This window comes from Alteromonas sp. 1_MG-2023 (assembly GCF_030547075.1).
GTDB lineage: Bacteria > Pseudomonadota > Gammaproteobacteria > Enterobacterales > Alteromonadaceae > Alteromonas.
Window position 1 is genome coordinate 40957 of the sequence record NZ_JAUOQH010000015.1, and the last position, 15709, is coordinate 56665.

A 15709-nucleotide genomic window follows, 5' to 3' on the forward strand; every position below is an offset into this window, starting at 1 on the left:
TCTACCTGTTATTGCATTACAAAACCAGTGAAGAGCACGCGCTCAACCACATCACTTCCAGCAATGTCTTTAAGTACCTTTTGTACTTCAGTCACCGCTTGTTCACGCAGTTCAATTTTACCCGCCTCGGTTACTAAGTCATCGGCATTTGATGTACTGAAAACTTGTAACAAGGTACCTTCAATAAGGGGAATGTGAGTTTTGGCCAACTCTTCGTTGTCTGAACCCCGAACTAAAAGCTGTACTTTAATTTGTACTAGTCTGTCTCGACCCGTGCCTGGTACGTTAAAAACGAAAGGGCGTGGCATCGCTACGTAAAGCGCTGTACCTACCTCAGCATCGCCACCAGGGGCCACAACTTCTTCAGCGGCTTGTTCGTCGGTTGCGGCGAGTTGTTCTGCTGCTGCTGGCTCATCACCACCTGCGAATAAAAGAAAATAGGCTGCTGCACCACCGCCAACTAGCACTACGGCGATAATAATGATCAGCATCATTTTACCTTTCTTTTTACCGCCTTCTTCAATCTGTAACTCTTCTTCAGCCATGTTTAATCCGTCAATAACCCACGAGGAACTCGTATTATCAGGTTTGCGCCGCAAATGGCAATGCAAGCCTGAATAAATTTGTCGTTCTTTTAGCAAATAGCCTAAATGTACATCAACCCAGCTTACATCGTTAGTAAGGCTATCTACTTATTTAAGCATAATAGTCTATGCCGCCTTTTGCTTGTCGAGTTACTGACTGCTCTATTACTGTAGTACCGTCGTCAAACTCACCGTCGGTATCTTGGCTAGATAAATGGTTACCTGCAAGTTGCTGGCCACTTCCATCACCATTTTGTGACGAGTTATCTTTACGGACTTCTGACTCACCTAAATTAATTCCCTGCTCGGCCAACATATCTTTCAGCCTAGGCATGGCATCGGCTAGCGCGTCTTTAGCGTGTTGCGACTGCACAATGAAACTCACGCTCGCCGCATCACCTGATACGTTCACACGCACTTGCATACTGCCTAGCTCTGGCGGGTCGAGCCTAATTTCCGCCATGCTGTTACGCGCATTCACCATCCAGCGAATTTTCTCGTGTAGTTGTTGCTGGCCTTCGGGCTTCAAAATATTGACCGCTTTATCTGCGCCATCGAACTGAAGTTGTGACTTGGTTGACTCTGCACGTACCTGATTGTTTTCAGTCATGTGGGTGTCAATACTGGCCAACTCACTTTGCATAGCGTGGTGGGCATTTTGCTGCGTACCCTGTACCAGCTGCATAAATTGCCCCGCTAACGCTTCAGTTTGACCGGATATACTTTGTGTTTGGGCTTGGGTTAAGCCAGCTTCTGTTACTGCATCGACCACTAACGCGGCTAAATCGATGCCAGGCTCATGACCCTGAGCAACTTGTTGCTGAAACTCGTTAATGCCAGCTATAACATTTGATTTAACTGCTTGTTGTTGGGCTGCCGTAGTGGCAGTAGGCAATGATGCCGCTACGCGCTCGGCAAATGCTTCCGTGGCCTTCTGTGCACTTTCAGGCGACATCAACGCCATAGATTGCAACAAAGACTCACTTTGACTCTCAGCCAATACATCACTGGCTTCGCTCGATAAGGTGTTATCAAGATTAGTAGTAGTTTGCTCTGTGGTACTGCCCGCTTGATTTGCAGCACTTAAACCCACAGTTGTCGCGTTTTTAGCGGCTAACTCATCTTTTAAGAGGCTTAGCACAAGCGCTTCTTCAGCACTTAAAGATGTCTCATCATTTTCGTCTATCAGCTGAGCATTTTCTAGCTGAGAGCCTGCTAGTTCAAGGTCTGTCAACGCTACCTCAGCTTCCTGCGACGACTGTATTAGTGCTGCATTTAATGGGTCATCTGCATTTTCACTGCTACCTTCATCTTTACTGCCACTTTCACTCGATTGCCCTAAAAACTGTGCCAGGATACTGGTTAAAGGGTCGCTATCTTCAGCTTGAGCATCGCTGTTGCCGTTATTTGTGTCGGCCAACAATGAAGCAGTTAACGCTTTCAAGGCTTCTATCGCGTCTTGGTTTAGGTTGTCTAGGCTTAGGGCTTCATTACCAAGAGCGTCTTGGCCTTCATTCACACCTTGACCAAACTCGTCACCGGTTTGGTTTTCTAACAAGCTCATTAAATAGGCTTTTAATTCGGTGGTTGAATTAGCACTGCCAGCTAATTTACCTGATGTTATTCCATCGCTCTCACCTGTGCTGGTTCCGCTAATGCCTTTATTTAAGGCGAGTGCACTGAGCACGTCTTCACTCAAAGTCTCATCATTTATCTCAGCAACTGACTTCCCATCGACTTCACCTGTAACACCCATCATAGACGTTACATAGTCAATCCAATCCGTAGGACTTTCAGCGTCTGATTCTACTTGACCGCCGATAGTGCCACTTCCCACTTTCGTAACATCTTCAGGTGGTAAATCAATGTTTCCGCCAAAGATGTCTTTTCTATCTTCAGCATCACCCAAATGTGGATCGTCTTTCTTAGCGCCATTATCAATACGGCGTGATTTGGCGTCGGTAATGACACCCTCATCGTCTGATGTATCAGAGGCTTTTTCGCTGGGGGATTTGAGTTGGCCAACTTGCGCTTCATCATCGTGTATTGGCGGTAAATCAATATTGCCATCTTCTTGATCAGACGAACGGCCAGATGCCGTATTTTGCTGCGGCTTGTGGTTTCTACTTTCAACATCAAGGGCTTTCGTGCCTGATTCTTTTGCCTGAATATAGGCAGCTTCAAACGCGTTGTTGTTTTGCGATGAACTGTCAGAACCCATACCTGCTTCAACAGCTTTTGCCGTTGATGTGGCCGTAAGAGGCAATGCGGCAATGTCTGTTTTTTGTGCGGCAACTTGTTGCATCATATTTCTACCGTCCTGCTATGACTTTATAAGTCAGAACCATGAAAACCTAGATTGAATAATTTTGTCTTTACAACCCCACTGTCCGTGGGCTGTAGAGCGATACTTAGCGTTCAACTGTACGAGGTATCGCTATTCAAATTAGGCGTTTAAACACATTAATAGTTAACGAAACTGCAAAGAGCGTTCCATTGTGTGGCTTGGAGGGTGAGATATTTTATTTGGAGGGTGAAATATTTTAAAAATTGCGTGAATTGAGCAACTTGGGAGAACTGAAAGAGCAGGCTCACTGACCTTTTAGAAAAATGTTTTACCACTTCTAAAAAACTTCTGCGTAGCAAATTCATCCATTAAGGCTTGCTCTGCTCTAGCTTCTTTAGCGACTTTGGCAAGGTGGCGTTTATTAAGTAATAATTCCACTGCTTTCACTTTTTGCTGTTGCTTGAGCCAAAGCTGCTTGCGTTGATCCGCTGCCATATTAGCTTGTGCGACTACATTCATTTGCTGCTCACAGGCTTTATCTAATTTGCCTACAAACGATAAATGCTGCTGATAATGCGTGGCGGTTACACCACTCTTTCCGGTTTGCTGAATGCCTTTCAAATAATCAATTCGATATTGTTCAAGGCTTGTCAGCTTTTGTTTCTGCTGCATCACATTTTGCTGAGCTTGTTGAAACATCTGCGCAATGCGTTGCTCTCTTTCTCGTTCAAACTCAGCGAGCCGTTCTAATTGTTTAGACATAATTGTTTACCCTTGCCCTAAGCCTTTCGCTAATGCCGCCATGCCTTCTAAACATTCATCGTAAGGCAACACATTCTTCATGCCTTGTTGCAAAAATGCATTAATTGCAGGCTCTGCTCGAATGGCTAAATCGATGCGAGGATCTGAACCTTTTGCATAGGCTCCAATAGAAATAAGGTCTTGGTTTTGCTTATAGTTTGAATAGACCTGTCTTACTCTGCGCGCCATCTGTTGATGTTCATCGCTTACCACCATAGGCATAACGCGGCTGATAGATGCTTCTATATCAATAGCAGGGTAATGACCACTATCAGCGAGGGTTCTAGACAACACCACGTGACCATCTAAAATAGCCCTTGCTGCATCGGCGATGGGATCTTGCAAATCATCCCCCTCGGTCAATACAGTATAAAACGCCGTGATAGACCCTTGCTTCTCGCTACCATTACCAGCCCTTTCTACCAATGCAGGTAATCGGGCAAATACTGAAGGCGGATAGCCTTTTGTTGCAGGAGGTTCTCCTACTGCTAATGCAATTTCACGCTGCGCCATGGCATAACGTGTCAGCGAATCGATAAGCAGCAAAACTTTTAAGCCTTGATCGCGAAAATACTCGGCAATCGTGACTGCGGTTTCGCAGCCCTTTAATCGCATTAATGGTGAGGTATCAGCAGGCGCTGCTACCACAACCGCACGGGCGCGCTCTTCTTCGGTTAAAATATCGTGGATAAACTCTTTTACTTCTCGGCCCCGCTCGCCCACTAGCCCAACAACAACTACATCAGCTTCGCAGCCTCGGGTCATCATGCCGAGTAAGACACTTTTTCCCACGCCACTGCCTGCAAAAAGCCCCATGCGTTGCCCTACGCCAACAGTATTGAGCGCATTAATGGCGCGAACGCCTACATCCATAGGCTGGGTAATAGCACGGCGAATTAGCGGGTTAATTGGAGGCCGCGTAGTAGGTACGCGGGTTTCAGTTTGAATTTCGCCAAGCCCATCTAAGGGGTTACCGTTGCCATCAACAACTCTGCCCAAAAGCCCCATGCCAACGGCAAGGCCACTTTGGCGGTTAAGTGGCATTACCCGACTTCCAGGTACTATGCCCCGTACAGCTTCGGTAGGCATTAAATAAGTAATATCGGCACCAAAGCCGACAACTTCGGCTTCAATTTCGCCTTCAATAGTTTGTACCAAACACTGGCTCCCCACAGGAAGTTGGCAACCAACGGCTTCAAGGGTAAGTCCTATGCCTCTTACTAATTTGCCAGCCGCCACGATAGGCGGCGATGACACTTGTTTCTGCAAACTATCGAAATGGGCATGCCAAGGGCTAGTCATCAGATAAACCCTGATTCACCATAAATTTGTCGATAACATCGCGACAGCGGCGTTCTATTGAAACATCTACAGCGTTTTGTTCAGTCGCAATATCACAGCCACCTCGCTCCATGGTAGGCGCTTCAATAAACTGCCACTCCTTTTCTTTTAGCGTAGCTTCGGAGTAATGTTCAGTTACTAGCGCTATATCATCAGGATGCATATGAATTTGGTAACGGGTTTGATTTACCGGTAACGCCTTCATTCCTTCGCTAAGCGCTTGTAAGATCACTTGAGAGTTCGTAGTGACTTCAGTTTTAATTACTGATTTAGCAAGGGTTACTGCAAGCTTTACAAGCTGATCACGGGTTTCATCGTTAGCTTGTGATAAGGGTGCGTGAAGTTTTTCGATAAGCTGCTGCCATACCTCTACTTGCGTAGCAATAAGGCCTTTCCCTTCTTCTAAGCCTTGTTCGAGGCCTTCGGCTTGGCCCGATTCACGCCCCTCACTTAGTCCTTGTTCTATTCCTTCAGCTTTACCCTCTTCATAGCCTTGCGTCTTACCTTGCGCGTAGCCTTCATCGTGGGCAGCTTGTTGGATAGCTTCAATTTCCAATGCGGTAGGAGGGAGGATTTCAACTTCTTCCTCTTCAGGCGGCTCATATTTCCAATCTGAGCGGAAATTTAGCGCGTTGGTTTTTTCTTTGTCTTGCGGTGTTTCAGCTTGTTCAACGAACGGCAAATCCCAAGGCTTTGCTTCGTTTTGTTCGTCTTCACTGAAACCGTTATTTGATGACATCAATCTACCCAGGTAAGGTTTAAGAGGCCGTTGCTAAGCTAAACACAGAACAGTTCAGCAACGACCTATTTTAATCACAATGGCGAATGTAACATGAAGGGTTATAAGAACTCTTCACCGCCTCCACCGCCCAGCATAATTTCACCTGAGTCAGAAAGTCTTCTGGCAACAGACAGAATTTCTTTCTGCGCGGTTTCAACTTCAGATATACGTACAGGCCCCAAGGCTTCAAGATCATCGTTAAGCATTTCTGCCGCACGCTTCGACATGTTTTTCATGATCTTATTCTTAAGCTCTTCGTCCGCACCTTTAATCGACTTAAGCAACGCGTCTTGTTGCACTTCGCGCAAGATAGCTTGAATACCTTTGTCGTCTACATCGACTAAGTTGTCGAATACAAACATAAGATCTTGAATTTGCTGACTCATCTCTTCGTCTTGTTCACGGATAGCATCCATCAACTGACCTTCAATGGCAGTATCAAGGTAGTTCATAATATTCGCAGCAGATTTCAGGCCGCCCATTTTAGCCGCTTGTGTACCCGCTTGACCGGCGAACTGTTTCTCCATGATTTCGTTAAGCTCTTGCAGTGCTGCAGGCTGAACTTCTTCAAGATTCGCAATACGCATAAGTAAGTCTAAACGCACTTTTTCTGGGAACTGCGCCAATATCTCGGCACTCTGTTCAGGCTCTAAGTACGACAACACAATGGTTTGAATCTGAGGGTGTTCGTTTCGGATAATGCTGGCTACCTGTTTCGAGTCCATCCACTTTAAGGAGTCGAGACCTTTAGCCCCACTTCCCATTAGAATTTGGTCGATTAAGTTAGCCGCTTTATCTTCACCAAGTGCAGCCGTAAGCGCACGCTTAACAAAGTCTTGGCTTTGGAAACCAATGGTACTGTAGTTTTGTATTTCTTCGATGAAATGCTTATGCACAGACGTGATTTTTGTCTGTGTCATATCATCCACTTTCGCCATCTCAGAGCCCAGCTTTTGAACTTGCTTTGGCTCAAGATGTTTTAAAATTTGTGCAGCATCTTCTTCAGACAAACTCAGTAGCAAAATAGCGGCTTTTTCTACCCCTTCTAGCTTACTGACGTCGTAAGACGCTTCTTCAGTAGTGGCAAGTTCTTCAGCCATAATACGCTCTCGCTTACTCGTCGTGCATCAACCAGCCCTTAACAACTTGGGCTGATAATTCAGGTTCATTGGCAACAAGTGCCCGCACTGCTTTTAATACATCTTCATCTTTATGTAAATCTGGCAGCATTAATGAGCCATCTGCCGCAAACCCTACCTGACCTTCATCGAAGTCAGTAGACAGCATACTGATGGTTTCATCGCCAAGATCTAAGCCTTCGTCTGCATCAAAATCATCCGCTTCTTTCGACTCATCTGGGTTAATCAAACGGCGTAGCATTGGTCTAATTACAAAGATAATCAGCACGATGATAACCAAGCCACCAATGACTAGCTTGAGTATAGGCAAAAATGCTGGCTGTTCCCATATTGGCGCGTCTTCAATTACACCGTCATCCATTCGAGTGAATGGAACACTAACCACTTCTAATGAGTCGCCTCGAGTTACATCAAATCCAACACCACCTTGTAACAAACGGCGAATATTCAATAACGCTTCTTGATTACGCGGCTCTGTAGAGGTAGTGCCATCTTCACCAGCAACTTGCAGATAGTCTACTGCCACCGATACACTCAATCGGCGAATTACGCCACTTTGCTTTTTGGTATGACTGATAGTGGTATCAAGCTCGTAGTTTCGAGTAGAAACTTTCGATGTGCTACCTGGCATTGTCGCTTGCCCACCCGCTTGTGCATTTTCAGGTATATTTGAATCTAGCGGAGGCTGATTAGATAGCGCGCCTGGAATGCCCATAGCACCGCCACCCACACTGTTTTGTTCGTTGATCATTTCGCTACGAACAGCCGGTAAGTCAGGGTTATAACTACGCTGAGTTTGTTCAAGCGCTGTAAAATCCATGCTCACGTCTGCTTGCGCGGTGTAATTACCTATACCTAGAACTGGGATAAGAATGGCATCAATTTTTTCTAGGTATTCTTGTTCACGCTGGCGTTCAATTTCATATTCTTTGCGGGCGCGGGCGCTTAATGAGTCTTGTGAACCCGAGTTTAGTAATCGGCCATTGCTATCAGTAACCGTTACCGCAGATGGCTCCATGTTTTGTACCGCTGACGCCACGATATCAATAACTGAGTCAACTTCTTCTCCGGCAATCACTTTACCGCGCTTAGCAGTAAGAACCACGGTAGCAGAGGCTTTTTTCTCTCGGCGAGCGAACACGTTTTCTTTTGGCATGGCCAACAGAACCCGGGCTTTTTGAATACTGGAGATATCTTCGATGGTCGCGGCTATTTGTTGTTCACGAGCGTGTTTCAAACGTTCCATCTCTACTCGCTGACTAACGCCGAACCCCATGTCTTGCATGATAATATCGGTGCCTGGATCAGAAGAGCTCGATAAACCTTCTCGCGTCATACCTAAGCGAATCGTTTGAAACTCATCACTTCTAACGTATACCGTATTTCCTTCTAAGCGATATTCAATTTGATTTGCATCCATGTAATCCAAGGTTTCAATAAGCTCTTGGGTTTCCATTTTTGCCAAAGGACGAAAATCCGGCTCTTGCGACCAAATTAAAATAAAGACTGCAATGGCAACACAGATAACCAGTACCACCACTAACGCCATCTGGCGCATCATGTCTGCACTGCCTAAAGTATCCATAAATCCAGATTTATTCTCAGGCTCGTTATCGTTCCCCATGGAAGGATCGTTAACGGTTAAATTGGTGCCTGTTGCTTCAGCCATAACTTACTCCAACTACACCGGCATGTTCATAATGGTTTTATACGCTTCAAGCACTTTATTTCGCACTTGAACTGTGGCCTCAAAGGCTATTCCTGCTTTTTCTTTGGTAAGCATAACTTCAGCTAAACTCAAGGAATTATCACCCATTTCAAATCGTTGTTGTAAATCTTTAGAATCTAATTGCATGCCATTAACCCCATCTACCGCTTGCTTAAGCATGGTAGAAAAATCACTCGCTGAGGGATTAATCTCACTTGAGGGTTGAAGTTCGTTTGAAGGCATACGAGTTTGCCCAATCATGCTTTGCATTTCTTGGTATAAACTATTGGCTTTAACGTCCATAACCACTCCTTAGATATCGTTGAGAAATTGCCGTACAACGACAATGAGCTTTAATTACTGATGTGTATACTCATACTAAGCAAGGGGCAAGCCAACTTTAAAAGCAATCAATAAACAACGAATAAACAATGAGTTACATAATTCAGTAAAGGGATAGCCAATTTTATGACAGAGAGGAAAAGATTGCGTCAAGAAAGCGAAATTGTTGAACTAAAACTAAAACGCGCCAGTAAGGGTACTGGCGCTGTCAAATTAGCTGTTAAATTAGCTGTTAAATCGATAGGTTAATGCCACTAACGTAGAAAGAAACGTCCTACCGTTTGCGCATATCAAAGAAAACGCCCTCATTATACTAGGCTGGAAGTTCGATACCATCTTCACGCATTCTAGCTAGTTTATAACGGAGGGTTCGAGGGCTAATACCCAGCTTTTCAGCCACATCTTTACGTTTACCGTTACACAGCGTAAGTGTATCTAGAATAATTTGGTGTTCTTGCTGGCGAAGCTCCGACCCAAGACGACTATTGTCTTCAGATTCCTCCTGCCTTACTTCCATCTCGTCATGTACCGCCATATCAATCATCAAATCACCAGACTCAATACTGCCGTCTTCACACAATATAAGTGCCCGCTGAATCACGTTTTCAAGTTCACGTACATTGCCCGGCCAAGTGTATTGCGCCAATTTATTTCGTGCCGCTGCACTGAGACGTACATTACCTAAGCCTTGCACACTAGTGTGACGATTAATAAGGTGTTCAGCGAGGGGCACAATATCGCCTGGACGCTCTGCAAGCGGGCGCCATGTGATAGGAAAAACATTTAAGCGGTAATATAAATCTTCTCGGAAGTTTCCAAGCTCTACCGCTTTACGTAAATCACGGTTACTGGTTGCAATAACACGTACGTCTAGCTTAATGGTTTTGCGACCGCCTAGTCGTTCCACTTCACGCTCTTGAATAACACGAAGCAGCTTCGCCTGAAGCGCTAAATCCATTTCCGTAATTTCATCTAATAGCAGTGTACCGCCCTGGGCTTGCTCAAACTTACCTGGGCAAGCTTGAATAGCGCCAGTAAACGCGCCTTTTTCATAACCAAATAAAGTGGCTTCAAGCATGTTTTCAGGAATAGCCGCACAGTTAATTGCCACAAAAGGTGCATCTGCGCGAGAAGACTGGTCGTGTATATAGCGAGAAAGTACTTCCTTACCAGAACCACTTGGCCCAAGCACCATGACGGTTGCTTCTGATTTCGCCACTTTTCTTGATAATTCGAGTAATTTTAAACTTGAAGGGTCAGCCACAATAGGCGTGCAAGATTCTACTTTTTGAGCAGGCGCATAACGCCCAACAAGGTTAAGTAGCACTTCAGGAGCGAAAGGCTTAGACAGATAATCTGTCGCGCCGTCTCGCATCGCCTGCACGGCGTCATCAATAGTGGCATACGCTGTCATTAATAATACAGGTAGCTGAGGGTATTTCGCTTTGATGCTTTTTAGCAAAGCAAGACCGCTCATTTCACCCATTTGGATGTCACTCACCACCAAATCTATTTTGCGTCCCGCTAACACCATCAGCGCCGCTTCGGCACAATCAGCATCTACAACATCGTAATCGCCCAGCAACAAAGTGTCGTACAACGCTTCGCGTAACCCAGCATCGTCTTCCACGATAAGAATAGTTGTTTTAGACATTTCTAAATCTCCTAGCAATTAAGCGACATTTGTTTGAGGCTTACTGTGTTGCCCAACAGCATGAGTATTACAAGGCAATGAAAACGTAAAGCAGGCACCACCTTCATTAAGGTTAACCACGCTAAGCGAACCGTTATGTGCTTTAGCCACCGACTTAACAACGGCTAACCCAAGCCCTGTACCATGAGTTTTGGTGGTAAAAAACGGTTCGAAAATTTTGTTAACTAAGGTTGTCGGTACACCAGGCCCTTGATCGTTAACACAAATTAGTACGCTATCGTTATGTACTGCCGCATTAACCGATACCGTGTAGCCTTTTGGCGTAACCTGACTGGCATTTTGAATAAGATTCAACAGGGCACCCTGCAACGCGGTCAGGTTACCGGTGATGATCTCGTCGGTTGAATCGAAACCATTGAATACAATTTTCTGCGCATTTTGCGATGTGATAGTTTGGCCGTTCGGCTCTATAGCTTCACGCAAACTGTTAAGCGATAAACCATTAACCACTTGTTGTTCGCCAGATTTAGCAAACAGCAGCATGTCATTAACTTGGCTTTCTAATTCTTTAAGTCTGTCTGTCATCTTATGAGCAAATTGCTCGGCAGCATGCTGGGGTAAATCTTTTCGGGTAAGGTTTGATGCGTAAAGCATGGCAGCGGACAAAGGCGTACGAATTTGATGTGCAAGCGATGCCACCATTTTTCCTAGTGATGATAGACGCTGCATGTGACTGACACTGGCTTGAAGCCGGCGGGTTTCAGTCAAATCTGTAATGACAATAAGCTGACCCGGCTCGTCTTCTAATGGCGTGATAGAGAGCTTAACGCGACGACCATCGACCAAAGATACTTCATGACCATCATCTGCCCGCGGATTAAATGAGCGAGAAATGATGCTACGCCATACTTGTTCTTCTAGCGGCTCACCAAGCAATGCTTTAGCTAAGTCATTGGCTTGACGTACAACCCCTTTACCGTCAATTACGATGACGCCAGCTGGCATGACCTGAAGCAAGTTTTCCAAACGACTGGCTTGGCGACGAAGTGAGTTCACTTCTGCTTCACTTGCATATGATGGCGACGTAGCCTCAAGCGCATGCTCGACACTAGGTACATCAAAAGATGAAGTAAATTGGTCAGAAGACGAAGTACTGCTGTCGTGTGTGCTATCAAATATCATATGGCTCTCGTCAATTTAAAGACGGTTTGTGTATATGATTTTATATAGCAGAAGGCATGCCAGTTTTTTAAATGATACTTATCAGATAGTTACATTTAATTCGGAAAGAAACTTAACGTCAATTACCTGACGTTAAACTTCTTCCATACGCTGAATTTCGTACTTACGCATTTTTTCAACTAGAGTGGTTCTTCGCATTCCGAGCTTATCTGCAGCGCGAGCGACTACCCACTCTTGCTGTTCTAAGGCTTGGCGAATGAGAGTGATCTCTAGCTCAGAAAGATACTCTTTTAGATTAACCCCTTCTTCAGGAAGTGAGGAAGAAACCGGCAAGCTAGACTCTTCTTCTGGTTCATCGTACGGGTCTTGTGAGGCTGATTCTGCGAAAAGCGCATTAAACGCGTCTCGCTCCAGCAATTCTTCAGGGTAATCTGGCTCATAAGCTTGAATTTCACCGTACTGGTATTTTTCAGGCAGGTCGGCCACATCAACAATTTGGCCAGGGTATAGAATACTTAATCGCTCAACTAAGTTTGATAGTTCACGAACATTTCCCGCCCAGTTATGTTCCATTAACGATGCGATGGCGCGCTCGGTGAAACGAACGCTATCTACGCCATCACCTTGAATACGGCTGTTGAGTTCTTGCAACAGTAATGGGATGTCGTCTTTTCGTTGACGCAATGCAGGGCTATCAATAGGGAATACGTTCAAGCGGTAGTACAAATCTTCACGAAACTTATCTTCTTGAATCATGGTTTCTAGATGACGATGGGTTGCAGCAATGATACGAACATTACACTGTAGAGGCTTACTGCCCCCTACCCGCTCGTATATGCGCTCTTGCAGCACCCGAAGCAGCTTAACCTGCATCTGCAACGGCATGTCGCCAATTTCATCTAGAAATAATGTTCCGCCTTCGGCTAACTCGAAACGGCCTTTACGAGCACTTATAGCACCAGTAAACGCCCCTTTTTCGTGACCAAACAGCTCACTTTCAAGAAGTTCGCCAGGAATAGCACCACAGTTAACAGGAATAAAGGGGCCATCTTTACGTTCTGACAAAAAATGCACGTTCCGGGCAACCACTTCTTTACCTGTACCGGATTCACCCAAAATAAGTACCGTTGCCTCTGTAGGAGCCACTTGCTCTACTAAACGGCGTACTATTTGAATTTCGTCACTTTTACCTACCAAACTTCTGAACAGACGAGTTTTAGAACCACCAGCACGGGTTTTCCCTGGCTTTCTACGACTGTATTCTTGGCAGCGATGGATAGATTGCGTTAACACCGGATAAGTTAGCGGTAATGTAACAACGCTGACTAAATTGCACGACGCAGCAACTTCGCCATTTGAATGTAAAATAGCGACGAACGGTATGTGTGGAAAACGAGCAACCAGTGAATTAACCACTGATGGTGATGCGTACTCTATCAGCACCGCATCTGCGCCCTTTTCTTTCAGGTAACTTTCACAGTCAGAAAGCATTCGTGACTGACACGACTCTCCCAAAAAGGTGACTATGGTTTCTAAGCTATGAATTAGTTCCTGGTTATCACTAACCAGCAAGATATCCTTCATCAATTCCCCAAGAACGCTTTGTTATTATTTACAGTTTAGCGCATTTGCAAATTGTAACGACAAAAGATCGCAGCGCAACTGGTGATTTTGGAAATATTGATATAAAAAAAGCAGGTTACCCTGCTTTTTTCCAGTCATTTGCTAAAATTTAATATTTAATTTAGTAACGCCAAAACCTGCCCTTGCTGCTGATTTGCTTGGGCTTGAACTGTTAAGGCTGCTTGTCCTTGCACATCATTTGCAGCTTGTTGAGAACTTGCTTGTGCATAATCTAAATCTTGAATTCTACTACGCGCTTCTGCAGCATTTACATTAGACTGGGTTAAATTTCGAGCAGTACTAGCCAAACTATTCTGTGTTGCTCCTAAATCGCCCCGAGCACCACCTACTATTTCAATTGCTTCATCGGTTGCGCTTAATGCATCTTCGATACTAGTTCCAGATGTTAAATCGATAGATAAAACACTGGCTAATTGGCTTCCAATATCTTGGGTTTGAATGTCGACAGAATTTCCGCTATTCGCACCAACTTGAAAGCTTAACGATTCATTACCAGATAGTAATGGCTTACCAGCGAAATTGGTTTGCTCAATAGTTAAATTAATATTGTCTTGAAGCTGCGTAATTTCAGACTGCAAAGCTTGACGGTCGCCATCGCTTAAAACGCCATTACCAGACTGAATAGTAAGTTCACGTATACGGTTCACATCATCGTTGATGTTACTTAACCCGCCCTCAGCGACTTGCGCCAAAGAAATACCGTCGTAAACGTTATTCACCGCCTGGCGGTTACCCTCTACTTCGGAAGTGAGGCGGTCGATAATTTGCTGGGCTGCAGCGCCGTCGGCCGCATTGTTAATTTCTTTTCCGGATGCGAGCTTTTCAAACAAGGATTCTTGTTTTTCTTGTACTTGCTGAAGAAGTGAAGAAACGCCGCTATTTTCAATTTGCATAATGAAAACTCCGTTAAAAATTTAGTCAAATTATAGCACATTGCTGTTCATGATCTAACCAGCAATAAGTATATAGCTATATACCAAGACTCGAATATTGATAAAGATTTTTTATAACCATCCGATATCTGGTCAATTTATATGCCAAACGGCTATAGTTAGAATTGTATTAAAGTACTTAAAAAAACGTACATTTCGCGCTAACAGTTGCCAAATTAAAGGACTAGAATTTTGCGAACCTTGATGCTCTTAACCGCAAACCAGTATGGGGTGGTCAGCCACTTCTTCGAAGGGATCTATTTTACGCTAGCGAAAAAAGGCTACGACATTGACTGTATAGATTGTTCAACGCCAGAAACCATAAAAGAAAGTTTAGGGTCAATCAGTTCAGTTGAGGATTATGACAATATATTCAGCTTCAACGGTGTTGGATTAGGCCCAATTTCTTCTAACTTCAATACGCTTGAGTTTGCAAAAACCAAACCTGTATATGTATATTGCGTTGATAATCCAATACATATAATCACACGATTTTACGGACATCCTGTTGTGATATTATGTGTTGCGAAAGAACATGCAGAATTAATGCGGCAATTCGGCCACAAAGCTGAATACTTTCCACATGCGGTTAGTTCCGACACTGAGTTGTATAAAATCACTCTACACCAAGAGAAAACCAAGGAAATTATCTTCCCCGTTTCTTTCATGGAAAGTCAGGCCCTAAAACCCAATTTAAAAGCAGTTTGGGGGCAAGTCGGCCACATTATTGATGGATCTAATTCTGTTACAGACTTTCTTATAAATATAGGTGTGCTTGCTACTAGTCAATCGCCATCTAAGGTTGTGTTCGATGAAAACATACGAAGAGTTAGTGTGTTAGTCGATAAGTACATAAGGGCAAAGCAGCGTGAATCCTGTCTTTTAGCCTTCGCGGATAAAGGGATAGAACTGACCGTTATAGGCCGCCACAGTGATAAATTCAAAGCCATAACTCCGTTCCATCGATACGAGGAAAAAGTAACTTTTCCAGAACTACTTTCTCGTATTTCAAAGTCTAGCTACGTACTACATCAATCACCTGGATTTGAATACGGACTGCATGAACGATTAGTATATCCATTAATTTGTGGAACACCTGTTTTAACGTGGAATACACCGTTTATCAATTCCACATTTAAACACGCTGGTATTGTAAAGTTTGGCGATAGCTTGCCGATGAAAGAGACAGTAGATTATGCAAACCTTGTAGAGGCAGGTCGAAGGTTTGTAAACGAGAACCACACGTGGACAAATCGACTTACTTCTCTTTTCGAAAATGTCGAAAAGCATACCAATACGTGAATAAATTTTTAC

Annotated in this window: 13 protein-coding genes; 1 reads left to right on the forward strand and 12 read right to left on the reverse strand. The window is 44.4% G+C overall.

Going from position 1 to position 15709, the window contains the following annotated elements; all coding sequences use genetic code 11:
- Positions 1-8 precede the first annotated feature (8 nt).
- The 12 genes from fliL to Q4561_RS15320 all read right to left on the reverse strand — a co-directional run bounded on the left by fliL (position 9) and on the right by Q4561_RS15320 (position 14356).
- Positions 9-545, reverse strand: coding sequence for a flagellar basal body-associated protein FliL (gene fliL, locus Q4561_RS15265; protein WP_303461733.1), 537 nt, complete (start codon positions 543-545; stop codon positions 9-11).
- Between the two features lie 151 nt (positions 546-696).
- Positions 697-2892, reverse strand: a complete 2196-nt coding sequence (locus tag Q4561_RS15270; protein ID WP_303461734.1) for a flagellar hook-length control protein FliK — start codon at positions 2890-2892, stop codon at positions 697-699.
- 294 nt (positions 2893-3186) lie between these two features.
- The gene (gene fliJ, locus Q4561_RS15275) at positions 3187-3633 is read right to left on the reverse strand and encodes a flagellar export protein FliJ (protein ID WP_303461736.1); all 447 of its coding nucleotides are present in this window, start codon (positions 3631-3633) and stop codon (positions 3187-3189) included.
- A 6-nt stretch (positions 3634-3639) separates the two neighbouring features.
- On the reverse strand, positions 3640-4974 hold the full coding sequence (fliI, locus tag Q4561_RS15280) for a flagellar protein export ATPase FliI (RefSeq protein WP_211071157.1): 1335 nt from the start codon (positions 4972-4974) through the stop codon (positions 3640-3642).
- Complete coding sequence (gene fliH, locus Q4561_RS15285) at positions 4967-5752, reverse strand: flagellar assembly protein FliH (RefSeq protein WP_303461738.1); 786 nt, start codon at positions 5750-5752, stop codon at positions 4967-4969. Before fliH ends, fliI begins: the two co-directional genes overlap by 8 nt.
- A gap of 101 nt (positions 5753-5853) precedes the next feature.
- The gene (gene fliG, locus Q4561_RS15290) at positions 5854-6894 is read right to left on the reverse strand and encodes a flagellar motor switch protein FliG (protein WP_013785105.1); all 1041 of its coding nucleotides are present in this window, start codon (positions 6892-6894) and stop codon (positions 5854-5856) included.
- 13 nt (positions 6895-6907) lie between these two features.
- Positions 6908-8602 (reverse strand): flagellar basal-body MS-ring/collar protein FliF, encoded by a 1695-nt coding sequence (gene fliF / locus Q4561_RS15295; RefSeq protein ID WP_303461740.1) that lies wholly within the window; start codon positions 8600-8602, stop codon positions 6908-6910.
- A 12-nt stretch (positions 8603-8614) separates the two neighbouring features.
- Positions 8615-8944, reverse strand: a complete 330-nt coding sequence (gene fliE / locus Q4561_RS15300) for a flagellar hook-basal body complex protein FliE (protein ID WP_303461742.1) — start codon at positions 8942-8944, stop codon at positions 8615-8617.
- Between the two features lie 352 nt (positions 8945-9296).
- Positions 9297-10637: a sigma-54 dependent transcriptional regulator gene (locus tag Q4561_RS15305; RefSeq protein WP_303461744.1), complete on the reverse strand. Its 1341-nt coding sequence runs from the start codon at positions 10635-10637 to the stop codon at positions 9297-9299.
- An 18-nt stretch (positions 10638-10655) separates the two neighbouring features.
- Complete coding sequence (locus Q4561_RS15310) at positions 10656-11819, reverse strand: PAS domain-containing sensor histidine kinase (protein WP_303461745.1); 1164 nt, start codon at positions 11817-11819, stop codon at positions 10656-10658.
- Positions 11820-11951: 132 nt separating this feature from the next.
- Positions 11952-13403, reverse strand: a complete 1452-nt coding sequence (locus Q4561_RS15315) for a sigma-54 dependent transcriptional regulator (protein WP_303461746.1) — start codon at positions 13401-13403, stop codon at positions 11952-11954.
- 155 nt (positions 13404-13558) lie between these two features.
- Positions 13559-14356: a flagellin gene (locus Q4561_RS15320; protein WP_303461747.1), complete on the reverse strand. Its 798-nt coding sequence runs from the start codon at positions 14354-14356 to the stop codon at positions 13559-13561.
- A gap of 231 nt (positions 14357-14587) precedes the next feature.
- On the opposite strand from Q4561_RS15320, the gene Q4561_RS15325 reads away from it, so the two are divergent.
- A complete protein-coding gene (locus tag Q4561_RS15325) occupies positions 14588-15697 on the forward strand; it encodes a hypothetical protein (protein WP_303461748.1) in 1110 nt (369 codons plus the stop codon).
- Positions 15698-15709 lie beyond the last annotated feature (12 nt).